Here is a 26,272-nt window from a genome sequence, read left to right as displayed (position 1 = left end):
TGCTACCCAGTTGCGCTTTTATTGATTAATGGTTTATGCAATAGCGCCAGCGGCACCCAGAGCGCTGAGCTGGCCTCCCCTTTATGAAGCTGATCCAGTGGCAAGATAGATTCCACACCTTTCAAGGGGATGAACCCCACTAAAGTTAAGAAAAATTAATGATTTTGTCATGTATTTATTAGTGTCAATCGGATAGCTTAAGGCGCGGAATAATGGATATGGCATTTAACTTTTTACAGATTTAGCTACAGAAATTGCGCTTATGCGATGATCAGCGATCCGGTCAGGTGATTTCTTGTTCCAAAGCCATAAATTTCACTCTTTCGCACTAAATATTTGATTCAGTCTGCCGATGTCTATTAAGACTCGTTAAAACCCGTGGTTTCCACATCGATTTGATGATTTAAAGCAGGAACAGGTTCAACAACCTGCTGCGATTTATGGTAGTGGTTTTTTATTAAGATTTATGCTGGGAAGCAATAACCAGTCCTAACGTTAAAATTAATAACAGCAATAGTGTCGATGGACAGCACACTGACTTCGCTCTGCTCCATTCGATATTTTAAGGATAAAATAATGGCGAATACGTTTAAACGCAGTACAACCTGTCTCCTTGTTTCTCTCACCCTGCTGTTAGGTGGTTGTGCCAATACCGGGAGCTCTCTCTTGTCAGGTACCAAACCTGATCCACGACTGACCAGCGGTGAACAATCCCAATTATTTAGCAGTTCAGCCGCGCAGGGTTGTGGTATGGGAGCCTTGGCGGGCGCAGGGTTAGGTGCTTTGACCGGTGCCCTGGCAGGAAATGGTAAAAAAGCCCTGGTGGGTGCTGCTGTGGGCGGTGCTGCAGGATGCGCTGCCGGTGTAGCGGCAAACTACTACCTGGATAATCTGAAAAAAGATTACGCCACCACTGCCGATCGCTTGCAGGCAATGGATAAAGACATCAACAAAGATACGGCCGATATTGCGAAAACCACCGCAGCCATGAAGGCAGTCATCCATGATAACAGTGCAACATTAACCCAAATTAGCATCCAGAAAGACAAGGCTGGGTTTGATAAAGCCAGTGCTAAAAAAGAACTGGCCCAGGTTGACGCCAACGTCAGTGTGATGAAAGACAAAATTAAAGTCATGAAAGAAAAAAGCGACGGTTATAAAGTCGCAATCGGTGGCCAAACCACCAACAATGCGAATGACAAAGCTCAGCTGGCCAAACTTAAGACTGAATATAACGATCTCAATAATCAGATTACCGTACTGGAATCTGAGACGGATGGTTTATACAGCCAACGTCAGGCTATTTCACTGGGTTAATAATGACGGGCCGATACTATTATCGGCCCTGTTTTAACATCTTAGCTGCATACAACATTCTGTTCAGCTTTATGAATACATGGATGCCTTCATGAGACGTTACGTTTTACTTGCTTCACTGCTCCTGGCCGGATGCGCCACCTCTCCCCAAGACTGTGATTTGCATGCTCAAGACCCCAGCTTTCTCACCAAATTGAGTTGCACCACCTCTGGTGGCTACAGACAAAAAGTCGACGATCAAGAACGCCATGTGCTGCAAAGCCAGCGTGACAATAAAATTGCTCAACAAAATCTGGCAGATACCGAAATCAGGGAACAAGCATCCAGTCAGAAACTGGCAGATGAACAAACGCGATTAAAAGCAGCACGTTCTGATCTGGCGCAGACCCTGAAAAAGCTTAAATCGGGCAAATTCAATAATCAGCAGCGCCAGCAAGAAATTACGCAACTGGAACAGCTCCAGAAACAGTCGCAACAAGCTAGCAGTGCCAACGACGTTGCCGATATTGAGAAGAAAATCGCTGCCGCCAAAGACAGGATTAAAGTGCTGGAGCAGGCTAACTCAATTCAATAAACCGTTTCTGAGGTGGCGGGATTCTGCGCTCGCCACATAGCCAATCAGCGTTTACAGCTAATAAAACCAAAAATGAATCTGGGCCATGCAACGATTAACAAGATCAGCGCCAATTGATGAGGCAACGCTCACCAACTACGAAGAAACGGTTGCCCTTATCCACCGTTATCTTCCCCCTGCTCTCGCACTGTTGTATGCAACAGCGCGTCGCAGCGCAGAAGGGAATCTGGAATGGTGGACAGCACGCCAGGGTCTTGCCACGCCGCTGTCAGCGCTGAGCGATGCTGAACAAACCCAGATTCAGTTCAAGCGTCAGCAGTATCAAGATACGGTTGCCAGCTTGATTGAACAACTTGCCGCGCGTGGAGAAACAAAGCCAGCGCAAGCACTGCAAACGTTGCTCACCCATTCCCAGACTTTGGCGTGCTATGGCGTTGGCGGGGAACCAGTATTAATCAATTGGGCTATTCCAGTCCAGCACACACCCGCAGAGATAACACCGGCCGCACAAGGGCGGAGATTACTGCCATGGCTGCTCTTGCTGCTGTTATTGCTATTACTGGCTGTGGCATGGTGGTGGTATCACAACCGCGTACCAGCCAGTCTGCCCACGCAACGCGAAATACCTGCTGCGGTGACCGACACCCCGCCGAAAAAGACCCAATTAACGCAGGAAAACCCCAGCGTTAATCTGGCCAAAACCAAGGATTTTGGCCAAATCAAAGTCAATTTAACCTGGCAACAGGGCCCAAATAAACAGCCGGTTGACCTGGATGTCGCCGCTTTCGTTCGATTGAAAAATGGCAAAAACGGTGGCGTAGAAGCACTCAGTAAATTCCTTGGTGACTACGACAAGCCCCCGTTCATGCTATTGCAAGCAGATCTACGCGACGGCGGCAATAAAGATGGGGAATGGCTCTTCATCAACGGCAGTCAATGGCAGGAGATTGATGAAGTGCTGATTTATAGCTTCATCTATGGCGGCGCGAATAACTGGCAGGGACTCAATGCCACCATCACCCTGTCTGTTCCAGACCAGCCGCCAATCACCTCAACGTTAGTGAATGGTGATGAACGTCAAGAAGTAGCGGCAATTGCACGATTAAAGAACGTTGACGGTGACCTCCATGTCGAGCGGCTCAACAGCTTCTTCCCCGATCGTAAGTCATTGGCTAAGCATTACGGCTGGAATTTTGAATGGACGCCGGGTGCCAGCAAAAATTAATCACCGCCCAATGACTCACGTTAATTAGCAGCCCTAAAAGGTTTAGACAATGCGAAATTCGATTCAGGGACCACTGTTACGCACCGGGAACAACTCTTCGTTTAAAGCGCTGGGTGAAACCGGTTATCCCGTATTCAAAATGGCCTTTCAATTGCGTGAGGCCATCTATCGTCTTGATGCAGGCCGTGATTTAGCCCGTCATCTTGCCATTCCGCAAAATGAACAAGGTGGCGATCGTACGGACTGGTACAGCAGTTTTGCTGGCGATGTGATTCCTTGGAGCGGAGCGACGGAAAGTGAGCGTGCCTCAGCCCGTCAGCAATTCACCGAATTCCAGATGTCAGTGCAAGCTTTAAGCGAAAAGATGTTGAATACCGAAAGCAGCAATGCGGGCGGTGACCGGCAGGTATTTGCGCAGTTATTAACATCAGCTGTTAGCTTTCCAGATAATGAGTTCCTCTATTTAGTGAATGGGACATTGGTGATCACGTTCTGGGGTTTTGTTCACCCCACTGGCGAGCAGCGCAACCCGATGCATTGGTTGCAACCCGGCTCAGTGCCAGCGTCTGTGCACACGCAGGTGGCTCCTGTCACCCACCCCGTCACTCAACCTTTGGCTCAGCCGCTATCCACGCCGACTCATACCATTGAAACGGTGACACACACCCAGCGCAGGAGATGGAGCTGGCGTTGGTTACTCTGGCTGTTAGTCGCTTTACTCTCACTCGCGCTGATTCTGGGATTGCTGCGTGGCTGTGTTCCGTCACTTTCACTTCCAGGTTTGCCTAAATTATCGGGGGATGGTCATCACAGCCTAACCGTCAACGATGCAGGGAATAGCCCGGCGGTGGCGGTCAATCCTTCTGCCGCTACAGCCGTTAATACCCCGGTTAAAACCGGTGAAGTAGACCCTGCCAACAGGGCTCCCGCCGCAGGTTCTGCTGAAACACCTCCGGCTCTGGACAGTACGGGCTCGCAGATTGAAGAAGGACCGGCGGCGACTGACACCGCAGGCGCCAACGCGCAGCCAGAAGCGCCTGTTAACCCTGCCCTGCCCGCAACGGAACCTGCAGCGGATACTGTGCCCGCCACCGTACCAGAGGCACCCAACAGTGAACCGCAGAACCCAGCAGTAGCCGCTCCGCCGGTCAAGGCTGTGCAGGGTGATCCACTGACGCTTCCTGCCGCGTTACCTGATGGCCCCGCGCAGTTTCTTAATGGGCAATGGCGGGTTAACGGAGGCATCCAGGATAAATTCACCGGTAAACCTCTGCAGTTGCAATACAACTTTGACCAAGGCAAGGGGACCGTCAGTGTTCGTCAGTCCAATGGCGTAGTCTGCACCGGCGCAGCGGCAGGGAGTGTGCAAAAAGGCGCGCTCAGCATTACCAATCCTGAGCAGATGAAATGTAGCGATGACTCAAACTTTATCGGCCCGACCATAGCGTGCAAATCTCCCGCTTCTGGCCACACCGATTGTGTCGGTAGCAATGACGGGGATAAAACGTTCCCCATCCGTATGCTGCAACCCCATTCTTAAACAGGGACGAATAAATTATGTTGCCTGAGATTGTTTCTTTTGATCGCCAGATCACCCTGGTCGGAGACTCCGGAATTCAGTTTATGGATTTCGGGTTAAACCTCAAACGTCTGCCCGCTGGGGAGTTTGTCAAACTCGCCAATGGCGTTCTTACCCGTTTGATCTATAACGAGCCGCGCGATTACTACTTCTATCAGCCGACGCCTGACAATATTGAGAAAGCCAAAAGCCAATACGATATTCCCGTTGAGCAGAGCCTGAAAATGCTGGACAGCGTATGGTTGCCGCTTCCCCTGTTCCGCTTTAGTTTGCCCAATATCTATCAGGAAGGGCCGCTCAACTGGGCCCGGTTCCGCATCGTTAAGCTGCCTGAACCTGATATGGATGGCCATAGTCACCGTATGACGGTAGCCATTGATACCCGCATCATGGCCAAACAACAGTCAGCAGCTGATCTCAGCCCGAATCATGAGGATGTCAATGCGGGCGCGACCTTTGCGGTGGCCACGGCCACTTACGCACTCAACTGGTATTTAACTCAGGATTGGGTCAAAGACTGGCTGGTCGATATCTTTAAAGAGGCCAGCAAGGGCAAAGATATCGACGAGCGTGAGGATGAGATCGCCCAGCAGTATCCGCTGGCGCATTATCTCAATCTGCTCTCCTTGATGGCGGTTCCGCTGGAAGGTTTGCAGACCGAAACGGAACCGGTCATCGCACTACCGCAGTTTAAGGTCATCGCCAATCGGGAAGTGAATGCCATTAAACCGATCCCTGTCGATCTGATTCTTGATGTCGGTAATTCCCGTACCTGCGGCATCTTAATTGAAGATCACGGGCAGTCAGGATCCGGGTTGATGCACAACTATGTGCTCAAACTTCGGGATCTGAGTTCGCCTGAACACATCTATACCGAACCCTTTGAAAGCAAGGTCGAATTTGCGCAGGCGTTTTTTGGCAAAGATCTTTACTCAGTACGCAGTGGCCGCCACGACGCGTTTCAGTGGCCAACCATCGCCCGTATTGGCGGCGAAGCCAGCCGTTTAGCGTCACGCCGTCGTGGAAGTGAAGGTTCCACTGGCTTATCCAGCCCAAAACGGTATCTGTGGGACGAAAAGTTCTATGGTCAGGGCTGGCGCTTCAATAACAGCTCGGCGCAGGAGAGCAACCCGCTTGCCACTGCCGCCCCGTTTGCGAATCTCATCGATGAGAAAGGCGAAGCGCTTCACACCATTGAAGATGAGATGGATCGCATCCCGGTCTTCACGCCTCGCTACTCACGCAGTTCCCTGATGACCTTCATGTTAGCCGAGGTCTTGACCCAGGCCATCAGCCAGATCAACAGCCCTGAGCAGCGCATTCGTGAAGGCCATGCCGGTCTCCCGCGCCAGCTTCGTCATATCATTTTGACGGTTCCGCCAGGCATGCCGATGGCGGAACGCTGCATCCTTGATACTCGAATGCGCCAGGCCGTCGGTTTAGTGTGGAAATCTCTGCGCTGGCACACGGGTGAGAATGATCCCTATGAAGATGAGCAGGCAGAGCACAGCAAAAGCAGCATCAGGATCCCGCTGCCTAAAATCCGCGTAGAGTGGGATGAAGCCTCCTGTGCTCAACTGGTTTATCTCTACACGGAGATCAATCAGAACTTTGCCGGCCACCCTGAAGTATTTTTCAATACGCTAGGACGTCCAGATCGCCAGGATCGCGAGACGCTCACGATTGCGTCTATTGATATTGGTGGCGGCACAACCGACTTGGTCATTACTGACTATCGTCTGGATCGTAATGGTGTGTCCGGCGGTGGCGCAAACGTGCATATCATCCCCCACCAGCGTTTTCGCGACAGCTTCAAAATCGCTGGCGATGACATTCTGCTTGATGTGATTCAGTGCTACGTCCTACCGGCTTTTGAGCTGTCGCTGCGTGAAGCAGGTGTTCGCTCGGTCGAAACACTGATGTCTCACTTGTGCGGTTCACAAAATATCAGTGCCGCAGAAGCAGTATTGCGCCAGCAACTCAGTTTGCAGCTGTTTGTGCCTTTGGCACTGCATATCCTGGCCTGCTATGAGCAGTATGATCCACAAGATGAACACACCCATCTGGTGATCAATCAGCGTGTCAGTGAACTACTGCCTAAAGGCAGTATCAGTAGCGAAGTTGAGAATTTTGTCATGCGAGAAGTGAAAAAGGCAGGAGGCCCAGAGGGCTTCACGCTGGCTGACATCACTCTCAATATTACGCTGGCGAAAATGCACAACGATGTGTGCTCAGGTAAATTCAACATCGATAAAGTGCTTACTGCACTGTGCGAAGTTTTATCCTGCTACCACTGTGATCTGCTGCTGCTAACAGGGCGTCCGTCGCAATTACCGGGTATCCAGGCCATTATCCGCCGCAATCTGCCGCTACCGCCGGGACGCATTCTGGCCCTGCACGGCTATCAGACCGGCACCTGGTATCCCTTCCATAAAAACGGCCATATCCACGATCCTAAAAGCACCGCATCGGTTGGCGCAATGCTGTCGCAGCTGTGTGCGAACCATAGCATTCCAAACTTCCACTTCCATATTTCGGCGCTGAAACCTTACTCCACCATTCGCCATATCGGCACCATTGATATGGATAGCCTGATCCACGATGCCGACATTATCTATCGTCATATCAAATCTGAAGATGGGCAAATCATCTTGCCGGAGTTCATGAACGAGGAAGGAGAAGCAACAACGGCAAGCATCGTGATGCGTGGCGACCTGCGCTTGGGTTATCGGCAACTCGACGCGGAGCGCTGGTCTGCTTCACCTTTATACACACTGCGTTTCAGTGAGTCAGGACGTGAAAAATTCTCGAAAGCGGCCTCCACAGACAGTGGTTCCCCCTATCTCAAGGTCCGGCTGACAATTGATAAAGGTAAAGCTGCTCGCAAATTGGGGCTCATTAGCGATCGTCTCACCATCGCTGAGGTGAGCAGCAACACCGATAAATCCTTTGGAAAGAATGATGTTGAGCTGGAGCTGAATACCCTGCCCGACACAGGACTGATTGATAGCCGTCACTGGCTCGATAGCGGGAGCGTGAAAAAATAATGAATAACGAACAAAAAGCAATGCAATATGGTTGGGCTGCTATCGCTCAGGGCAGTCAGGATGCATTGAGTTGGGTGGAAGCGGTGCGCACCGGTTCTCGCCGCCTGGATAACGAAGCCGACCAGCTTAACCTCAGTCTGTTACGTACCCGTAATCTGGCAAACAGCCTTTCACAGGTCTCTACCACGCCAATGACCGTGGGCTTCTTTGGCATCTCGCAAGCGGGTAAGTCCTACCTTATCTCGGCGCTTGCGGCCGGTAGCAATGGCGAGCTGGAAGCGCGATATGGCACCCGGGTGGTGGACTTTATTAAAGAAGTTAACCCGGTTGGCGGCGGAAAAGAGGCCACCGGTCTGGTGACGCGCTTTACCCGCCATGCACCTGAAGCGCCGCAGGGTTACCCGATTCCTTTACGCCTGTTCAGTGAAATAGATCTGGCCAAGATTCTCGCGAATACCTGGTTCAATGACTTTAACCATGAGCATCTCAATGACCAGCTTGATGAAAACCGCATTGAAGCATCCCTGCGCCCTTTCTTGCAGCGTGCTGTCCAGTCTGATGCCAAAAATGGTGTCAGCCGTGAGGACGTTGTTGCGCTGTGGGATTATCTCAATGCGTCATTCAAAAAATCGGTAGAAAAGCTTGAGCATGCCTGGTGGCCGCAAGTGCTGAAAATCGCACCCGCGCTCAACCCGCACGAGCGTGCAGATCTGTTCTCTCTACTATGGGGGGAGCAGCCAGAGCTGACTGAGACATATCGTTCATTGGCCCATGTGCTGACAAAACTCAACCACGCAAAAATGGTGTTTGCCCCGCTAGAAACGCTTATTGATCATAGCAACGGCAGCATTATGAATGTTGATAGTTTGAATCGTCTCGGTTCAAGCCAGGATCGTCCCGTTGAAATACGCTTCTGGAACGAGGATAAACAAACCGGCAGCGCGCATTTGTCACAAGCCGAGCTCGCGGCACTGACCTCTGAACTCATCTTCCCACTGGCGGAAGTCACCCCAAACAGTGTGATGGAGCAGGTCGATTTACTCGACTTCCCTGGCTATCGCGGCCGTCTCAAACTCCTCGCTTTAAAAGATGCGGCTCAGGCTGGTCAAAATCCAGTATCGCAACTTCTGCTACGCGGTAAGGTCGCCTATCTTTTTGAACGCTATACCGACAACCAGGAGATGAACGCCCTGGTGGTGTGCGCCAGCTCGTTTAAACAGAGTGATGTGTCCGATGTCGGTCCGGTACTGACGCGTTGGGTCGAGAAGACGCAGGGCAAAACCGCCGAAGAACGCGGCAACAGCAAAGCCGGCCTGTTCTGGGCAATTACCATGTGTGATATGCGCATCAATGACAATCTGAAGAAAACAGAGAGTCAGTTAAATGAAGCCTGGGAAGGCATGATGCACATGACGCTACTGGAGCGTTTTGCTCAATATGACTGGTTAAAAGAGTGGTCGCCTGGCAAGCCGTTTGATAACTGTTTTCTGGTGCGCAAACCCGGCATGGATACGCCGTTCCTGACGCTCGACACTGTGCCTGGACAGGAAACCCTTAAAGAGGTGGCGATCACTGAACGTTATCATGATGTGATCGATACCATGGGTCGTGCCTTCGTCACCCGTAATAATGTGCATCTTCACGTTGCCGCTCCTAACGAAGCATGGCAGGAGATGCTTAAGCTGAATGATGGTGGGATCTCCCGGCTGACCAAAGCGCTACATGGCGTTGCCCATCTCGACTTCAAACTGGAACGTCTGCGTGAGCAGTTAAAGCAGTGCCGCATCGAAACCGCGGAAAAACGTCTCGGTCGCTGGTACCAGCATGATGGCGATGGCCAGCTCAGTAAAAAGCAAGCCATTGCCAAAGATCTGTGGCAGGGCCTGTCCGCCAGACCACAGAATTTAGGGGCGCTGATTAGCCGTTTAGACCTGCCCTCTCATGAATTACACAACATCTATCTGAGCATTCGCGATCAGGAGCAAGAGCCGCAAACAGGGGTTGAGTCACGCCCGCAGAATGCTTTTGCAACCCACCCCTTTGGCAGCAATCCTTTTGCCAGTAATCCTTTTGGAGATACCCCCACGGAAGAGCCGCTCGCCGCTGTTGCGCCCGTAGTGGAACGCATTGGTCGGGACGACGAATTCGCTCATCAGGCATTTAAAGCCTGGGTAGCTCATCTGCGAGAGTTGTCGCAGCAAACTGCCTACTGGCAACAGCTGGCGATCAACCCTGAAACAGTCAATCAGTTGTGTGAAGAGTTGGTGACCGCTGCTACGCGTCTGGATCTGGAAGGCACACTCAAACGTGCGCTGGCCGGTCAGGAGCAGGCGGGCACGCTGCGCCAGCAGCTACTGGCACGCCAGACACAGCGTGCCCAGCTGGCAATACGTGACTTTATTGCCTGGTTTGGCTACCTCACACTCCCTGAATCGCAAATCCCTAATAGCTATGTCGGCGAGAAGAAAAAGGTGTTTGCCCGCCAGGTTTCTCTTGCCAGCGATGAACTGCCGCAATTGCCAGCAGTCGCCCCTCAGCCAGGCGTTGCCTATATGGGAGACTGGCTATCAGCACTGATGAGTATCACTTTGGATAATGCGGGCCACAGTGCCACGCGCGATATCTCCATTGAACAAAACCAGCAACTTGGCCAGATCATCGGTCAAATGAAACAAGAGAATCTGCCATGCTAGCTAAAATTTTCCCCTGCGATCCGGCGGAACCGGGTTATGCGCAACTGATGGTTCGCCTGCGTGGCCAGGACGACCTACTGTCAACTCTCAACTTTACGTTGTGCAACAACGAGCAGAACTATCTGCAGCCCAGCGGCACCTGGAGCCCTGCGCCGCATGTGTTTACCGTCACGGGCGGTTATCCATTAGATAAGGGTAGCGCGTTCCGTATTGGCCCGGACTTACTTGACCCTCTGCTGGCTAGCCCTAGTCAGGTGCAAATTCAGGGGCAGTTAGCATCCGGTGAATCCCGTAGCACTACCCTGCAACTGGCGCGCGATACGCTATTATCCTCTGATGCCCGCGGCCAGACGGCCCATTACGGCGGAAGAAGTGTGCTGAACACCGAGGGCCCCTCCACAGAACCTCCTGTGGTCACTGAACCCAAACCCGAACCCGAACCCGAATCCGCGCCGAAAATAGCACGCCCCAAACGCAAGACCTCATTGGTACCGATCATCGTTGCCATCTTTTTGTTGCTGTTGATCGCCGCCGGTGCGCTCTGGTGGTTTATGGGCCGCGGCAACGACACCGCGCCAGCCACCGAGAAACAGCCAGAGCCACAGGCAGCTACGGCGAATGCCCCAGCGAATGCCAGTGAGTGTTCTCCTGCAAACCTGAAGAGCCAAAGTGAGCTCGATTTTGTGCAAAACTGCGTGCAACAGAAACTCGACAGTGACAAGTTGCTGACCATCATTCAGGCGGCCAAAGACGCTAAGAAATGCGGTGTGGCTCAGCGCCTGTATGCGCACAGTGCCCAGGCGGGGGATGCCAAAATCGCCCTCGCTTATGCCGGTGAATATGATCCGCAGGATCACCAATCCAGCGAATGTTTTAAAACACCAGACGCCGATACCGCCGCTTACTGGTACGACACCGTGCTGCAAGCCGATCCCGAAAACCAGAGAGCGAAGCAACGTCTTGCGGAGTTGAGAAAATGATAACAAAGCATCTTCTTCGGCTCTTATTGCCAATTTGCGGCCTGTTACTCACCAGCCATAGCTTTGCCGCAGAGGGAGACAAACCTCTTCTTCAAGAAGGGAAAAAAACCTTATTCCAACGCGTACTGACGACACCCGGTTGCAAACTGGGTAGCGCTGCAGGTGATGAGAAAGGCGAATTTCAACCCGCGTTTAGTAGCTTTTATGTTTATCAAAAAGCAGAAGTCAACGGTCAGAGTTGGGTCAAAGTGGGGCCAGACAGCTATGGCAAAACCATTGGCTGGCTGCCGCAGTCCTGCACCGTTGACTGGAAAATGCAGCTGACACTGGCGTTTACCAACCCGGCGAACCGTGACCGTTTAGTGTTCTTCAAAGACAAAAAAAACCTGGAGGATATCCTCAACGCGCCCGATCCCGTCTCGATCGTTGCGCCGCTGCGCGCCCATCTGAAACGCGATGGCCAGGCTGAGGGTGTGCTGGCGCAGGAGCCGGAATACTTTGTCGATCTGCAAAAGCAGTTCTACTTGTTGCCCATCCTCAGCGGTGAAGAGGTGATGACGGAGAGTGGCTTTTATACTCGCTTGCTAAACGTCGCGTCAGTGAGTAAGGCGGATCCTAAAGAGCAACAAGCCGATGATGTTAAGCAGTTGAAAGGTTTTAATGCATCGGTGGTTTTTGTTATCGACTCGACCCTCTCAATGGGCCCGTATATCGATCGCACCAAAGAAGCGGTTAACAAAATCTATGACAAGATTAAGCAGGAACATCTGCAAGACCAGGTGAAATTTGGTCTGGTTTCCTTCCGCTCCAACACCAAAGCGGTGCCGGGTCTGGAGTTCACATCAAAAATCTTCGCCGATCCTAACCAGGTGAAGGATGGAGAGGACTTCCTAAAGAAAGTTGCCGGACTCAAAGAGGCCAAAGTATCCAGCTCGTTATACGATGAAGATGCATACTCCGGTGTCATGTCAGCGATAGATAACATCGACTGGAGCCCATTTGGTGCGCGTTACATCGTCTTAATTACCGACGCCGGTGCCATCGATGGTAGCAACAAACTTTCTGCCACGGGGCTTGATGCCAAACAGCTGCGTCTGGAGGCGGGGAATAAAGGGATTGCGATTTATACCCTGCATCTCAAAACGCCGTCGGGTAAAGAGGACCATGCGAAGGCAGAAGGCCAGTACCGGGATCTCTCCAATTTCGACAGTACTCAGTCCAACCTTTACCAGTCCGTTGATGCCGGTGACTTAAAAACCTTTGGGCAACAGGTCGATACACTTGCAGGCGCGATAACAGAACAGGTGAAAGCTGCCTACATGGGCGATCCGGCTATCGGCAGTGCACTCTATTCTAAAGATGATGGCAAGAAGCCAACGCCAGAAAATAAATTGCTGGAAGACACGGCGCTGATTGGACACGCCATGCAATTGGCCTGGCTGGGTAAAAAGAATGACACTCAGGCCCCCCTGGTGTTTAAGGCCTGGATCAGCGATCGCGATCTTATCAAACAAAATATCCCCACGACCGACGTGCGTGTGCTGTTGACCAAAGGGCAATTGAGCGATTTAAGCGATGTTGTAAGCCAGATCCTGCAAGCGGCCAACGAAGGCATGATCTCACCCAACAAGATGTTTGAACGCTTGCGCACCGTAGCGGCCACCATGGGGGCGGATCCTAACCAGTTGAAACAGCAGGACAACGCCAAAATCAACGATCTCGGCGTTTTAGGGGAGTATCTTGCTGACCTCCCCTATAAGAGCGACGTGCTTAACCTCGATGAAGAGACATGGAAAAGCTGGGATGGTTTGTCGCAAGAGAAATTCATTCGTACGCTGTCGACGAAACTACGCTATTACCAGAAATACAATGCCGATGTTGATCGCTGGGTAGAACTCGCCAAAGGGAGTGACCCGCGCGACCGCGTCTATCCAGTACCGCTGGAAATGATGCCCTGATGCTACATATCGACGACTTGTGCGTTATCCGTGGCGAGGGGGATCACGCTCACCCTGTTTACCTGCCGCAGCTAAGCCTGCGGCCAGGCCAGGTGATGGCGGTAACCGGAGAAAGTGGTTGTGGCAAAAGCACCCTGCTTGAGGCTATTGGCTTACTACTCAGCCCTGCGAGCATTAGCCGTTTCACACTTCAGGGTAAGACATCGCTCGATATTGCCTCGCTGCTTACTCACAATCAGCAAGCGGAACTGGCCGAGATCCGCGCACGCCATCTCGGATTTGTGCTGCAAAATGGCGGCCTGCTCCCTTTTCTGAGCGTGCAGGACAACATCACACTGCCGTGCCAACTGCTTGGTATGACGCCGGATAAGGCCATGCTGAGCAGAGTGATTGATGCGCTGAAACTGGCCCCTCTGTTGAGCAAGTACCCGGCGCAATTGTCCTTTGGTGAAAGACAGCGAACCGCATTTGCCCGCGCCATTCTACATCGCCCCGCATTGGTGCTGGCCGATGAACCCACCGCGGCTCTCGACCCACATAATGCGCAGCAACTGTTTAGCCTGTTTATTGATCTGGTTGCTCAGGAAAATATGATGGCGCTGGTTGTGTGCCACGATTGGCCACTGGTGCAACGTTTCAATTTATCCTGCCTCGTTGCACGCCCTGGCTCAGGAGCCTCAGATCGGTCAGGGGTACTACCCCAAAGGGGAACTCACTTTGTCCTGTAACCGTACCCTGCTGTTAGGGCGTCTGGCACTGCAAGATCTCTGGCACGACCGCATGATCTCTTTTTGTATTGCTTCATCCTTGGTTGCGGTGATTGCCCCACTTCTGCTGCTATTCGGCCTGCGTTTTGGCATCGTCAGCCAGTTACAAGATGAGCTCGCCAACGATCCTCGTAACCTGGAAATCAGGATGTTAAGCAGCGGCAATTATGATCCCGAGTGGATAGCCAAGCTGCGCCAGCGTCCCGACGTGGGTTTTGCTATTGGTCAGACACGTTCACTCAACACCCTTGCTGACCTGCAGGTGGATAGTACCCATTTCATCGAAAATGCCGAGGTGATCCCCACCGATGTGGGTGATCCGCTGTTGGGCAAGCTCAAGGTTCAGCAGGAAAATGAGGTGGTATTAACGCAAGAAGCTGCGCGTAAATTGGCGGTGAAAGCGGGTGATACCGTGACGCTACGCGTCAGTCGCCAGCTGGATGGGCGTCAGGAGTGGGGACGAAAAAGCCTGTTGGTCGTTGGCATATTACCTGCCACCTATTTCAACCGGTCAGCGATGTTTACGTCCTCTTCCTTGCTGTTGATGCTGGAGCACTTCAGAGACGGTTACGCCATCCCGGCGCTCGGGGTGAGTACCGGGCAGCCATTAAGCCCTCAACCAACCCGTTATGCACGCGCCAGATTATATGCCAAAAGCATTGACCATGTGGCTAGCCTGGAACGCGACCTGCGTGTGCAACGCATCGAAACCTCCAGCCGACTTGCCGATATCGAGAATGTGAAAAGTATCAACCGGGTGTTGGGGTTGATTTTTAACATTATTGCCGGCACTGCGCTGATTGGCTGCATTGCCTCTCTGGTTGGATCGTTTATCGCTAACGTCGATCGCAAGCGCAAACACATTGCCGTACTGCGGCTGCTGGGCTTTACCGGCCCGGCGGTAGGCGGGTACGTCATTATGCAGGGTTGCTTACTGAGCCTGTTGGCTTATGTGGGCGGCTACGGCATCTATCTTATCGCCAGCCAGATATTTAACCGAGCACTAGCCGGGAGCCAGGCGACCGACCAAATGTTGTGCAAAATAACCCTGACCCACAGCCTGATGGCCATGGTCATGACCGTGGTGGTCGCACTGATTGTTGCCAGCATTGGGGCTTACCGGGCCATTAACATTGAACCTGCGCAAAGCCTGCGTGAAGTGTGATTTTTTACTCATTGATGATTAGCGGAGACTTTTCGTGACCTTAACGCCTGCTTCACTGCCGTACTGGTTAGTTTTTGGCCTACTTGCCAACGTCTCTTCTGCTCTGGCAGAGCCGTGGACGGAAAATAGCTGGAATCCCAAACCGGATAGCGAAGATATCGTCTTGCCAATGCCCTGCGAAGGCTCAATGGTGTTCCGTCGAGTCGAGATCCCAATGGCAGGTCCACTGGATGATCTGCCGATTACGCTGGGCCAGGACAGTGGGGATTGGGGCGTGATAGAACACACTTACCCCGCATTCATCGCCGGCAGCTTCACGGATAAAAAAGCCAAGGGGCGCTATTACCTGATGGCGAAATATGAACTGACGACTTTGCAGTATCAGGCATTAACAGAAGGCACTTGCCCGACGCCTTCGCGCAAGCTCAGTTTACCCATCACGGGGATCAGTTGGTTTGATGCCGTCAGCGCCGCCGATAAATACAACCAGTGGCTACGCACCCATGCCATGGATAAGTTGCCACAAGAAGATGGTGATGCAGGATTCTTACGCTTGCCGACAGAAGTCGAATGGGAATTCGCCGCGCGCGGTGGCCTGAAAGTTAATAGCGCCGAATTCCGCGATCAGCATTACCCGATGGACGATATGAAGAACTATGAGTGGTATTCCGGCGCGCAGTCTTCAAATGGCCGCGTACAACTCATTGGGCTATTGCAGCCTAATCCACTGGGTTTGTATGACATGCTGGGCAACGTGTCAGAGATGATGTTCAATCCATTTTATCTCAATAAGCTTAATCGCCTGCATGGACAAGCCGGAGGCTTCGTAGTACGGGGTGGCAATTTCCTCTCTGGCCCAACAGAAATTCGCAGCGCGACCCGCAAAGAAGTGAATTACTACGATCAGGCCACGCCTTCCATCAGTAAAACGATCGGCATGCGCTTGGTTCTGGTGGCACCAACCATTACCTCACCGGACAAAGTTAAACTGCTGGAAAAAAGCTGGGAAAACCTTGGGGCTGAAAATCAGGCTGACACTACAAAAGGCGAAGCGGCAAAAGACACGGCTAAAGCACTGGGCAGTCTTGCGTCGAATGTCGACGATGCCGCCCTGAAGCAGAAGCTGAAAGACCTAGAAAATCAGCTGCGTGCCAGTAATCAGAAACAACAGGAAGAGCGCGACCAGTCTATCCGCGCCAGCCTGAATTTAGGCTCTTTCCTCTGCACCAAGTTGCAGGATGATGGCCGTTTCCTTGATTTCCTGAACCATAACTACGAACTGCTGTGTAAGAACAAAGACGCCAGCGATACCAGTTGCGCCATCCGTAAAACTAAACTGGGCGAGCAATCGGACAGGCTGCAACAGCTGACAGGGTATTACGCCAGCAGCCTTGTCGATGCGGCCACCCTGTATGGGAAAGAGGGGTTGCAACACGAAGTCACGGTGTTTGATCAAATGCTCACGTTGAACAAACGTCTTTCAGGGCTGAAGCCTTTCCTCGCAGCCCACTGGCAGAACCAGCAGAAGTATCTGGAGAACGGCAAGATTGATACCGCAGGCTGGCTGGACAGCTGCAAAAAGATCAACGCCGCTCCACAGGCTATCGCTCAGGAAAAGTAGCTGAAGACCGGGAGTGGCCCTACCCGCACTGTTGATGCCTTTTATCGCCGTGCTATCTTACCCACTCGCTCTACCGCAACCGGATCAACAGCAATGGCAAAACAACGTGTAGGAATCGTGTTTGGCGGCAAGTCTGCTGAGCATGAAGTGTCGTTACAATCAGCGAAAAACATCCTCGAAGCGATTGATAAGAGCAAATATGAGGTGATGTTGCTGGGCATTGATAAACAGGGCGAGTGGCATCTGAATGAGGCATCAGGCTTTCTGCTGAATGCCGATAACCCAGCGTTGATTGCCCTGAACCGATCAGGCGAAAACGTGGCGCTGGTGCCGGGTAGTGCCTCGCAGCAGCTGATTAGCCGCCAGCAGGCACAACCGCTGTCACAGCTGGATGTGATCTTCCCGATCGTTCACGGCACCCTGGGTGAAGATGGATCGCTGCAGGGCTTGCTGCGCATGGCGAATCTGCCGTTTGTCGGTTCGGATGTGCTGGGATCGGCGGTGAGCATGGACAAAGACTTCACCAAGCGCTTGCTGCGTGATGCGGGATTGAAAGTGGCACCCTGGATCAGCGTCACTCAGGCGCAGCGTGCTCGTCTGGATGCGCAAGCCGTGGTCGATCAGTTTGGATTACCGCTGTTTATCAAGCCAGCCAATCAGGGTTCGTCCGTCGGCGTGAGTAAAGTGGATCGCGTTGAAGATTTGGCGACAGCGCTTGATCTGGCCTTTACCTTCGATCGCAAAGTGCTGATCGAACAAGGCATCAAAGGTCGCGAGATTGAGTGTGCGGTGCTGGGTAATGATGAACCAGAAGCCAGCCCGTGCGGTGAAGTGGTGGTGCATGATGCCTTTTACTCCTACGACACCAAATATATCAGCGCAGACGGCGCACAAATCGTGGTGCCTGCTGCCATCACTGAGCAAGAAAGCACCGCGATTCGTGAGGTGGCGATCCGCGCTTTCCAGGCGCTGGAGTGCTTCGGCATGGCGCGCGTGGATGTGTTCCTGACGGAGCGTGGCGAGATTGTGGTGAACGAGGTGAATACCTTGCCGGGCTTCACCAATATCAGCATGTATCCGAAGTTATGGCAGGCGGCAGGATTGAGTTACAGCGATTTGATTACGCGGTTGATTGAGCTGGCGCAGGCGCGCCATCAGCAGAGCAGCCAGTTAAAAAGCAGCGTTTAATCAGTAAGATTTGAGCCGTTTCCTGGTGCGCATGAGGGTACAACCGAGCACGTGGGTAACAGACCAGACCGGGCACATAGGTAACACTTTTTGCTGGTCTGGCTTAGGTTGCTGTGGGTATCGTGCACGGCCCCATAAAGGCCAGCCCGATCGCAAAGGAATCACGCATCCATGCAGATCGGCCGCCGCTCCCGGCGGCGGACGCTTTGCTCTTCGGGCTGGCCTTTACGGGGCTTTTAGCATGGTCATTGCTGTGGCCGGTGTTCGCATCAATATGCTCCCCAACCGTCGCGGCACAATTTATTGCGCATTTGCGCTGCAGCCAGTGATGACATCAATATGCTCACCAACCGTAGCGGCGCTATTTATTGCGCATTTGCGCTGCAGCCAGTGATGGCATCAACATGCTCCCCAACCGTCGCGGTGCAATTTATTGCGCATTTGCGTACCTCAGGCTACGTCATTCACCATGCTGCGGGGTTCCATCGCCGGAGAGGTTTGATTGCGGCCATTGCGTTTCGAGAGATAGAGATTCTTATCCGCCGCTGACACCAGGCGATTGATCAAGCTTGGCCACTCGCGTTCGTTGATGCCACTGCCGCGCGCCAGACCTAAACTGGCAGTCACGGTCACGGTGTTGCCCTGAATCCAGAACTTCTCTTTGACCATCGCCTGACGGATGGCTTCCGCCAGTTGATACAGTTGCAGGTGGCTGTAGTCGAACACTACCACCACAAACTCCTCGCCGCCAAAGCGACACACCATGCCGCGATTCCCCACCACTTTCTGGATGCGGCGCGCAATCTCCTCCAATACGCCATCACCGGCATCATGGCCGAAGTTGTCGTTAATCGCTTTGAAATAGTCGACATCCAGCATCACAACACCCGCTTCACGCTGCAGGGAGAAAGGCTCCTGCTTCAGACTTTCATATAAACCTGAACGCGACAGTAACTGGGTAAGAAAATCAAAGTTAGCGCGTAGCGCCAGGCGATGGTTGAGCTGGCGGACTGCATCCATGCTCACCGCCACCAACAGTGGGCTTAAGGCCACGGTGGCAACGCCCAAGCGCGCTGAAGTCAGGTGGCTGATAGGCAGCAGTGCGTCATCGCCCTGAATATTCATCACACCATGTGAAACGAGAACGATCTCAGTGATGCCGGTAATCAGGATCACCAAGCTTGTAACAGGAATCGGTAACACGATGGCGCACCAGATCAATGCCGGCACCGGGAAAGTCAGGCTGCCTGCGCCACCAATCAACGCGCCCATGGTTAATGAGAGCACCACCGCCGCCAGCGGTAACAGCTTGCCGGGATGCAGCAAGGCACGCGGGGAAACGCTGCGCAGCGAACGCGCCAGCATCACCGGTAACAGCATTAATGAGGTGGAGAACTGCTCGCTAAACCAGTCACCCCAGGCCACCACAAAGCGTGCATTGAAATCGATATCCTGCGCCCATGCGCCCCAGGTCGCACAGGCTGCGGCCCCGAGAAAACAGGCCGGGAAGATGCGCATCGCATTGAACACCTGGCTGTTAGCCGAAGGCGGTTGCAGATGCTTAATCAGCATACTGACTGAAACAAGGATAAACAGGATATTGGCGAAGTTGACCGTGACGGCGGGCAGCGCCCAGCCTGAGAACACCGTGTCGTTAAAAATCATCGCAGCAAAACACACCAGATAACTGGAGGTGGTATGCAGGAATGGATTACGCACCATCAAACCGGCAATCAGTGCGTTCACCGGCCAAAACAGTGAAAATTCCTCAGGAACACGCAAATGGCTGCCAATAAAGCAGAAGAAAAGCGTAATGAGGAACAGCGAGAGTGCATTCTTTTTTAAATTATTCTCAGCAAACAGCTTAACGCGCATACGTCTGAACCCTGTAACCTGGAAATCGCTGCTCTCTGCCCACGGGCATCAGCAAGCATTAAACCTGAAATACCCGTGTGATGATTCGGCAATTAAGCGGGTGTTCGTCAACCTACTCTGCGACTGGGGGTGCTCAATCGCTGCAATTATGCCCTGCAAATAAAAAAATCGGATATCCGAGATATCCGATTTTTACCTTAAAAACCCGTTATTAAGCAAAGTGATATTGCTATTTCACCGCAACTGGCCACTGACTCAGACGAATACCACGCTGAGGGGCGTTTTCACCGAAATCCTTCAGAACCGCTTTGACGTCCGGGTCCATGTAGCTGGCGTTATCGTGGTCGACAATCACCGTGCTGTTTTCTGGGATCTCCGCCAGCAAACCCTGCAATTTCGGGTTGTGCATAAAGGTCAGATTCTGCTGGAAGCGGAGGACGTAATGATCGTCATGACGGGTTAACTGCAACGCATTACGATGGCTCTTATAAATGCTGTAGAGGATCTGCGTGGCGATCCCGATGCCAATGCCCGCCAACATGCCAAACACGATAATGCCGCCAATGGTGGCGAGAAAAGGAACGTACTGCTGCGCCCCCATGCGGAATTGCTCAACGAACAGGCGCGGCGTCGCCAGCTTGTAGCCGGTGTACAACAGCACGGCCGCGAGGCTGGCTAACGGAATGGTATTTAGCAGATCGCTGAACCACAGCCCGCAAATCAACAACAGCGCGCCGTGGATCAAGATGGAGAGCTTGCTTTGCGCCCCGACGCTGACGTTCACCGAGCTGCGGACAATCACGGCAGTGATCGGCATCGCACCCAGCAAGCCAGCCGTCAGGTTGCCAACGCCTTGGGCGAACATCTCTTTGTTAGGTGACGGTGCCGGATGCTGAGAACGCAACTTTTTCAATGCCTCCTGGCTCAGCAAAGTTTCCAGGCTTGCCACCAACGCCAGCGTCACGGCGACCACCCAAACCGACGGATTTTGCCATGCCAGCCAGTCCGGCGTTTCCAGTTCAGCCGCCAGTGCCGACAGGCTGTCAAAGGCCGGCAAGACAATGCGGGGTAGCCCGCCCGCCAGGCTTGGGAACAGGCGATCGCCAAACAGCGTCGCCATACAACCGAACAGCACCGCGACTAACGGCCCCGGGATCCAGCCCAGCGCCTTAACCGACTTCACTACGGGAGTGGTCCACAGCCACAAAATCGCCAGGCCGATGCCTGCAACCAGCATCGCACTGAGAGAAAACTGGAAATCGCCCTGCACCAGCGAGACCAGCTCGGCATCCCCCGCTGCACCGAGTGCGACAGGGATCTGCTGCATAATCAACAGAATACCGATGGCCGCCAACATCCCTTTTATCACGCTGCTTGGCACCAGGGAAATAAAGCGACCGGCGCGCAGCACGCCGAACAGGCACTGCAACACGCCCGCCAGAATCAATGCGGTGAGAAAAGCGGAGAAGCTGCCGAGTGTCTCGATCGACGCGACCACAATGGTGACCAGACCCGCTGCCGGGCCACTGACCGCAAAGCGTGATGGACTCAGCGAGGTGACCAGCAGGCCACCGATCACGCCGGTAAGCAGTCCGGCAAAGGGCGGCAGACCGCTGGCCTGCGCAATGCCTAAACAGAGTGGCAACGCCACCAAAAACACCACCAGCCCGGCGGGCACATCCTGACGCAGTGTATTTAGATTCATGGCACAGGTCCCTCGGTAAATGGCTGGGCCAGCTGTTTCAGCTGACCGATCCACAACGAATGTGGTTTCTGCTGATGCAGATATTGCGCAAAATAATCTGGATTGTGCTCAAGGCGTTGTAATGCCACGCTGCGATTTTTCGCTAATAAGGGTTTTAGTGTCGTCATAATTATCTTTTCTCTACTGCCAGAAATAGGATTTTCAGGCTGAGCCACAGGAGTTTAAAAGCCGCAAGGACAGGCGATGGAAGGCAAAATCCGTGCTCCTTCACAGAAATTGTTTATAGCTGCTAATGCTTGGTGTTGCATGCTGAATATTTCCATGCGCCATAAAACAACACGCTCTGTAAAATTAACGTCAAAAAATGTCATTCGAACGTAATTTAGTGCAAGCGAGAGAGTTGGCTTGAAAATCAGCATATTAAATAAATATCAACCAATTAAGACGAGATTTAAATCATTCATTTCAAATGAAATGACAAAAATATACACGCACTCTCTTTATGCCTATGTACTGGTATGGTGATATAAACATTTTGGGGTGAGAAAAATCTTAATTATAAAATTTATGATTAGAGTGATTCACTGGACGAATATTAAATTAGCGGCATTTTTCTCTAAAATACTACCAACAACAAAGCAAGATATCAGGAAAATAATGAGGGAAGTAATAATGACGAAGAAAAGTAAATATGACTGGCCCTGAATAAAGGATTAATAGCGCCTGCCAGACAGGCGCTATTTCGCTTGACGAATTATTTACCGTTCCACGCTTTCAGGCGAGCTTCACGGACCTGCAGCTGCTGTTCCGGCGTCAGCTTGTTGTAGTTTTCCGCCATGCCGCTCTCCCAGTCACCGTACAGCGGATTAGGCAGCACGATAAACTGGGTGCCAAAACGCTGGTGATTAAGGCTGACAAACTGCTGGCGTTGCGCATTGCCCTGATGCCAGGTTCCACCGCCGAAGTCATTCAGATTATCGCCCACATACAGCACCACGTTGTAGCCCGCATTTTTGATGGCATCAAAACGATCCTGTTTGTTGGAATTTCCGGTGCTGAGGCGCACGGTTTGGTCGCTGACACCGCTGAAGCCCAGCTTGTTGAGGTTATCCACTGTCGCCGCGTAATCCTTTTGGTCGCGGTTAGAAACGTAGAACATGGTGCCGCCATGACTGTTCACGTAGTTGGCAAACTCTACTGCGCCCGGCACCGCAGTGGCCTGACGCGCCTGAGTCCAGGCGGACCAGGTTTTACCGGAGAACGGCTGACCGTTTTTCGCCTGCCATGCGCTGTAGGCGCTGTTATCGATCATGGTTTCATCCAGATCGACAATCACCGCTTTAGGCTTGCCCGCCAGCGAAGGGGCGGCATCAAATGCCATACGGGCGCTGTTGAATGCCTGCCAGCTTAACGCCTGATATTCCCCAGACTGCTGGAACCAGTTCACCGCCAATACCGATTGCTGGCTGAGTTGCTGCTGAGCCTGCTGTTTGGCGGGTTGTGCGCATCCTGTCAGCAGCAGCGCAAGCATGCCGGACGCCGCCAGCAATGTGGTGTTTTTCATCATTTCATCCTTAAGTGATTATGGTCAGTTTGTGTAAAGCTTTAAAAATGTAGCAGTTAACGTAAGCTGTGGGCAGAAGAAAGCTGCCGCCCAGTCAAAGGAGACACTTATGTCACATGCCGGACCGCGCTCAACCCTGCTTGATGCTCTGCCATGGCTTGATTATGCCTTTCAGCCTGCGGGCCAACCGGTGCCCACCAATGCCGCTTACGGCCAGCAGCGCCATACCGCCACCGTGGTGCTGGCGACGCAGAATCAGCCGCCGAAAAGCTGTGAATCGGATGGCGTAATCAGTGAGGATCACCTGCCCGTGGCGGTCTATACCGCAGACTGCCTGCCGGTGCTGTTTGCCGATACCCAGCACCATCTGGTTGCGGCGGTGCACGCCGGATTAAAAGGGACGCTGGCAGGCGTGCTGAACAGCGCGATTGATGGCCTGCTGGCGCGCGGCGCTCGCCCTGACACGCTGCGTGTCGCCATCGGCCCGGCGATTGGGCCATGCTGCTATGAGTTGGGTAAGGATTTAGTGGCAGAGATGCAGCAGCGTGATGATTTGCCTGAATTAAAATGGGCCAACCAGCAACCGCAAAATAGCGCGGCGATCCGTCCGCAGGCCCGCGCGCATCATCAGGGTGTCTGGTTTGATTTGCCGCATCTGGCACGGGGATTGTTGTTACAGCGCGGTATGGCGGCGCAACACATTGAGCTGCTGAATGTGTGCACCTATTGCATGGCAGAGTCGGGATCGAGCTATCGCTTCAACACCCATTTTGACAGCGGCTTCCAGTCACGTTTTTCGTGGATTCGCCGCCGGGACTGATGGCTTCACGTCCCTGTGAAGCCGTGACCTCAGTGGATGATGGCGTTGAGCGCCAGTACTCCCGCCAGGCCGAGGATAGAGATCAGCGTCTCCATCACTGTCCAGGTTTTCAGGGTTTCCACCACGCTGAGGTTGAAGTAACCCTTGAACAGCCAGAAACCAGGATCGTTAACGTGTGAGGCGATCACACTGCCCGATCCCACCGCCAGCACCATCAATGCCGGATCGGCATGGGTCGCAGCAATGATCGGCGTGACGATCCCCGCCGTAGTGATCGCCGCCACGGTTGCCGATCCCAGTGCGATACGCAGCATGGCGGCCACGGTCCAGCACATCAACAGCGGAGAGAGCGACGATCCTTTCATCATGTCGGCAATGTAGTTACCGACGCCGCTGTCCACCAGCACCTGCTTAAAGGCACCGCCGCCAGCAATAATGAACACGATCATGGCGATGGCGGCAATCGACTCGCCGCACATATCCATCACCTCTTCCATCTTGCGTCCATTGCGCAGGCCCAACGTCAGCACCGCAATCACCACCGCGATAAACAGCGCCACCGCTGGGTTGCCGATGAACTCAAAGAACTGGCGCAGCGGGTTCTCTTTCGGCGTGGTCAGCTCAAAGACTGCGGCAATCGCCATCAGCACCACGGGGATCACCGCCGCAAAGATACTGATGCCGAAGCCTGGCATCTCCTCTTCACTGAAGATTTTAGGGTTGTACAACCCTTCCGGCGGCGACTTCTCAAAGCTCTTGAGGAATTTCGAGAAGATCGGCCCAGCCACGATCACCGTAGGAATGGTGATGATCATGCCGTACAGCAAGGTAGTACCGAGATTCGCTCCAAAGATGGTGGCGATAGCGGTTGGGCCGGGATGCGGCGGCAGGAAGCAGTGCGTCACGGAGAGCGCAGCCACCATCGGTACGCCGACGTACAGCAGGGGCAAACCGGCCGCGGCGACGATGGTGAACACCAGCGGCAGCAGCAACACGAAGCCCACTTCGTAGAACATCGCCAGGCCGACGATCAAGCCGGTGACCACCAGCGCCCACTGCAGCCGTTCCTTACCAAAGGCCGCAATCAAGGTGGTGGCAACACGCTGTGCCGCACCGGTATCCGATACCAGCCGCCCGAGCATGGCACCGAAGCCGAGGATCATCGCTAATCCGCCGAGCGTCGAACCGATACCTTTCTGGATCGAGGCCATCACGTTAAGCGGCGTCATGCCTTCGGCAATCCCGACCACCGCGGAGACAAACACCAACGCAATGAAGCCGTTGACCTTAAATACAATCATTAACACCAGCAGCAGTATCACACCCAGCACAATAATGGTTATTGGCATTTTTTATTATCCTTAGAAATACAGAGGGGTGATTAAGGTTTAGGCGCGGCCCGGCAATAATGCCAGCCGCGCCATGGCATTACACGGCGACGCGCATACCGCCATCAACAAACAGCAGATGACCATTCACAAAATTAGAGGCACCAGAAGCGAGGAACACAGCCGCACCAATCAGCTCTTCCGGTTTACCCCAACGAGCAGCTGGAGTGCGTTTGGTGAGCCAGCCGGTGAAGGCCGGATCGTCGGCCAGCGCCTGCGTCATTTCAGTGACAAAGTAGCCCGGTGCGATGGCGTTCACCTGGATATTATGGCGTGCCAGCTCGACGCACATGCCGCGCGTCAACATGGTCACCGCCCCTTTTGAGGCAGCATAAGGCGTGATAGTGTCGCGGCCCAATTCGCTCTGCATCGAACCAATATTGATGATCTTGCCGCGTTGACGATCGACCATTTTCTTCGCCACGGTTTGTGACACCAAAAATACCGCGGTCTGGTTAACGGCAATCACGTCATTCCAGTCCTGCTCCGGGAATTCCAGGAATGGACGACGACGCTGAATACCGGCATTGTTGACCAGAATATCGATCGGCCCCCACTCCGCTTCAATCTCATCCACCGCTTGTTGCACCTGGGCAGACTGCGTCACATCAAAGGCTTTGGCGTGCGCGCGCAGGCCCAACTCGCGTAATTTCTCTGCGCCCTTCTCTGCGCCCTCAGCGGTGGTGGCGTTAATAATCACTTCCGCGCCGGCTTCACCTAAACCCCGTGCCAGCAGAAAGCCGATGCCGCGCGCAGAACCGGTGAGCAATACACGTTTGCCTTCGAGGGAAAATAACTGACTCATC

The 26,272-nt window shown here is 53.2% G+C and carries 18 protein-coding genes and 1 pseudogene; 13 read left to right on the top strand and 6 right to left on the bottom strand.

Annotation, left to right across the window (positions count from 1 at the left end; genetic code table 11):
• Positions 1-576: 576 nt before the first annotated feature.
• The 12 genes from ACPUC8_RS11795 (at position 577) to ddlA (ending at position 18,114) form a co-directional block, all read left to right on the top strand.
• Positions 577-1,317 carry a hypothetical protein gene (locus tag ACPUC8_RS11795; protein ID WP_058968856.1) on the top strand — a complete coding sequence of 247 codons (741 nt, stop codon included), beginning with the start codon at positions 577-579 and terminating at the stop codon, positions 1,315-1,317.
• A 91-nt stretch (positions 1,318-1,408) separates the two neighbouring features.
• Positions 1,409-1,891 (top strand): hypothetical protein, encoded by a 483-nt coding sequence (locus ACPUC8_RS11790; RefSeq protein WP_058968858.1) that lies wholly within the window; start codon positions 1,409-1,411, stop codon positions 1,889-1,891.
• A gap of 85 nt (positions 1,892-1,976) precedes the next feature.
• Positions 1,977-3,116, top strand: a complete 1,140-nt coding sequence (locus tag ACPUC8_RS11785; protein ID WP_058968860.1) for a tellurite resistance domain protein — start codon at positions 1,977-1,979, stop codon at positions 3,114-3,116.
• A gap of 49 nt (positions 3,117-3,165) precedes the next feature.
• Entirely contained in the window at positions 3,166-4,656 is a 1,491-nt protein-coding gene (locus ACPUC8_RS11780; protein WP_494926355.1) for an SrfA family protein, read from the top strand.
• Between the two features lie 17 nt (positions 4,657-4,673).
• Positions 4,674-7,742, top strand: coding sequence for a virulence factor SrfB (locus tag ACPUC8_RS11775; protein WP_494926354.1), 3,069 nt, complete (start codon positions 4,674-4,676; stop codon positions 7,740-7,742).
• Entirely contained in the window at positions 7,742-10,435 is a 2,694-nt protein-coding gene (locus tag ACPUC8_RS11770) for a putative virulence factor (protein WP_494926353.1), read from the top strand. Before ACPUC8_RS11775 ends, ACPUC8_RS11770 begins: the two co-directional genes overlap by 1 nt.
• Positions 10,429-11,415 (top strand): hypothetical protein, encoded by a 987-nt coding sequence (locus ACPUC8_RS11765; RefSeq protein ID WP_494926352.1) that lies wholly within the window; start codon positions 10,429-10,431, stop codon positions 11,413-11,415. The genes ACPUC8_RS11770 and ACPUC8_RS11765 overlap by 7 nt, the downstream gene beginning before the upstream one ends.
• Positions 11,412-13,373, top strand: a complete 1,962-nt coding sequence (locus tag ACPUC8_RS11760; RefSeq protein ID WP_058968879.1) for a vWA domain-containing protein — start codon at positions 11,412-11,414, stop codon at positions 13,371-13,373. The genes ACPUC8_RS11765 and ACPUC8_RS11760 overlap by 4 nt, the downstream gene beginning before the upstream one ends.
• Positions 13,373-14,101, top strand: coding sequence for an ABC transporter ATP-binding protein (locus ACPUC8_RS11755; RefSeq protein WP_494926351.1), 729 nt, complete (start codon positions 13,373-13,375; stop codon positions 14,099-14,101). The genes ACPUC8_RS11760 and ACPUC8_RS11755 overlap by 1 nt, the downstream gene beginning before the upstream one ends.
• Positions 14,091-15,305 carry an ABC transporter permease gene (locus ACPUC8_RS11750; RefSeq protein WP_494926350.1) on the top strand — a complete coding sequence of 405 codons (1,215 nt, stop codon included), beginning with the start codon at positions 14,091-14,093 and terminating at the stop codon, positions 15,303-15,305. Before ACPUC8_RS11755 ends, ACPUC8_RS11750 begins: the two co-directional genes overlap by 11 nt.
• A gap of 34 nt (positions 15,306-15,339) precedes the next feature.
• Positions 15,340-16,926, top strand: a complete 1,587-nt coding sequence (locus ACPUC8_RS11745; protein WP_494926349.1) for an SUMF1/EgtB/PvdO family nonheme iron enzyme — start codon at positions 15,340-15,342, stop codon at positions 16,924-16,926.
• Positions 16,927-17,019: 93 nt separating this feature from the next.
• Positions 17,020-18,114 (top strand): D-alanine--D-alanine ligase, encoded by a 1,095-nt coding sequence (ddlA, locus tag ACPUC8_RS11740; protein WP_494926348.1) that lies wholly within the window; start codon positions 17,020-17,022, stop codon positions 18,112-18,114.
• Between the two features lie 450 nt (positions 18,115-18,564).
• Here ddlA and ACPUC8_RS11735 read toward each other — a convergent pair whose 3' ends face one another.
• The 4 genes and pseudogenes from ACPUC8_RS11735 to ACPUC8_RS11720 all read right to left on the bottom strand — a co-directional run bounded on the left by ACPUC8_RS11735 (position 18,565) and on the right by ACPUC8_RS11720 (position 23,258).
• A complete protein-coding gene (locus ACPUC8_RS11735; protein ID WP_039328501.1) occupies positions 18,565-19,989 on the bottom strand; it encodes a GGDEF domain-containing protein in 1,425 nt (474 codons plus the stop codon).
• A 229-nt stretch (positions 19,990-20,218) separates the two neighbouring features.
• Positions 20,219-21,694, bottom strand: coding sequence for a SulP family inorganic anion transporter (locus ACPUC8_RS11730; RefSeq protein ID WP_494926347.1), 1,476 nt, complete (start codon positions 21,692-21,694; stop codon positions 20,219-20,221).
• A 44-nt stretch (positions 21,695-21,738) separates the two neighbouring features.
• Positions 21,739-21,861: pseudogene (locus ACPUC8_RS11725) on the bottom strand (carbonic anhydrase); the annotation flags it as partial.
• A gap of 587 nt (positions 21,862-22,448) precedes the next feature.
• Positions 22,449-23,258: a 5'-nucleotidase, lipoprotein e(P4) family gene (locus ACPUC8_RS11720; RefSeq protein ID WP_039328497.1), complete on the bottom strand. Its 810-nt coding sequence runs from the start codon at positions 23,256-23,258 to the stop codon at positions 22,449-22,451.
• Between the two features lie 109 nt (positions 23,259-23,367).
• On the opposite strand from ACPUC8_RS11720, the gene ACPUC8_RS11715 reads away from it, so the two are divergent.
• Positions 23,368-24,078, top strand: coding sequence for a purine nucleoside phosphorylase YfiH/LACC1 family protein (locus tag ACPUC8_RS11715; RefSeq protein ID WP_494926346.1), 711 nt, complete (start codon positions 23,368-23,370; stop codon positions 24,076-24,078).
• Positions 24,079-24,107: 29 nt separating this feature from the next.
• Here the strand turns inward: ACPUC8_RS11715 and ACPUC8_RS11710 are convergent, their stop codons facing one another.
• Together ACPUC8_RS11710 and idnO are read right to left on the bottom strand one after the other, a co-directional pair.
• Positions 24,108-25,427 carry a gluconate:H+ symporter gene (locus ACPUC8_RS11710; RefSeq protein WP_039328493.1) on the bottom strand — a complete coding sequence of 440 codons (1,320 nt, stop codon included), beginning with the start codon at positions 25,425-25,427 and terminating at the stop codon, positions 24,108-24,110.
• A 79-nt stretch (positions 25,428-25,506) separates the two neighbouring features.
• Positions 25,507-26,271 carry a gluconate 5-dehydrogenase gene (gene idnO, locus ACPUC8_RS11705; RefSeq protein ID WP_039328492.1) on the bottom strand — a complete coding sequence of 255 codons (765 nt, stop codon included), beginning with the start codon at positions 26,269-26,271 and terminating at the stop codon, positions 25,507-25,509.
• Position 26,272: the final 1 nt, after the last annotated feature.

Source organism: Pantoea sp. CFCC18177 (genome assembly GCF_059412425.1).
This window is presented reverse-complemented; position numbering and strand designations above follow the sequence as displayed.

Excerpts from the sequence above, each read along its gene's own strand:
- ACPUC8_RS11765 (WP_494926352.1), top strand. The coding sequence starts at position 10,429 with ATGCTAGCTAAAATTTTCCCCTGCGATCCGGCGGAACCGGGTTATGCG.
- ACPUC8_RS11775 (WP_494926354.1), top strand. The coding sequence starts at position 4,674 with ATGTTGCCTGAGATTGTTTCTTTTGATCGCCAGATCACCCTGGTCGGA.
- ACPUC8_RS11760 (WP_058968879.1), top strand. The coding sequence starts at position 11,412 with ATGATAACAAAGCATCTTCTTCGGCTCTTATTGCCAATTTGCGGCCTG.
- ACPUC8_RS11785 (WP_058968860.1), top strand. The coding sequence starts at position 1,977 with ATGCAACGATTAACAAGATCAGCGCCAATTGATGAGGCAACGCTCACC.
- ACPUC8_RS11720 (WP_039328497.1), bottom strand. The coding sequence starts at position 23,258 with ATGAAAAACACCACATTGCTGGCGGCGTCCGGCATGCTTGCGCTGCTG.
- ACPUC8_RS11790 (WP_058968858.1), top strand. The coding sequence starts at position 1,409 with ATGAGACGTTACGTTTTACTTGCTTCACTGCTCCTGGCCGGATGCGCC.
- ACPUC8_RS11780 (WP_494926355.1), top strand. The coding sequence starts at position 3,166 with ATGCGAAATTCGATTCAGGGACCACTGTTACGCACCGGGAACAACTCT.
- idnO (WP_039328492.1), bottom strand. The coding sequence starts at position 26,271 with ATGAGTCAGTTATTTTCCCTCGAAGGCAAACGTGTATTGCTCACCGGT.
- ddlA (WP_494926348.1), top strand. The coding sequence starts at position 17,020 with ATGGCAAAACAACGTGTAGGAATCGTGTTTGGCGGCAAGTCTGCTGAG.
- ACPUC8_RS11795 (WP_058968856.1), top strand. The coding sequence starts at position 577 with ATGGCGAATACGTTTAAACGCAGTACAACCTGTCTCCTTGTTTCTCTC.
- ACPUC8_RS11715 (WP_494926346.1), top strand. The coding sequence starts at position 23,368 with ATGTCACATGCCGGACCGCGCTCAACCCTGCTTGATGCTCTGCCATGG.
- ACPUC8_RS11755 (WP_494926351.1), top strand. The coding sequence starts at position 13,373 with ATGCTACATATCGACGACTTGTGCGTTATCCGTGGCGAGGGGGATCAC.
- ACPUC8_RS11735 (WP_039328501.1), bottom strand. The coding sequence starts at position 19,989 with ATGCGCGTTAAGCTGTTTGCTGAGAATAATTTAAAAAAGAATGCACTC.
- ACPUC8_RS11710 (WP_039328493.1), bottom strand. The coding sequence starts at position 25,427 with ATGCCAATAACCATTATTGTGCTGGGTGTGATACTGCTGCTGGTGTTA.
- ACPUC8_RS11770 (WP_494926353.1), top strand. The coding sequence starts at position 7,742 with ATGAATAACGAACAAAAAGCAATGCAATATGGTTGGGCTGCTATCGCT.
- ACPUC8_RS11730 (WP_494926347.1), bottom strand. The coding sequence starts at position 21,694 with ATGAATCTAAATACACTGCGTCAGGATGTGCCCGCCGGGCTGGTGGTG.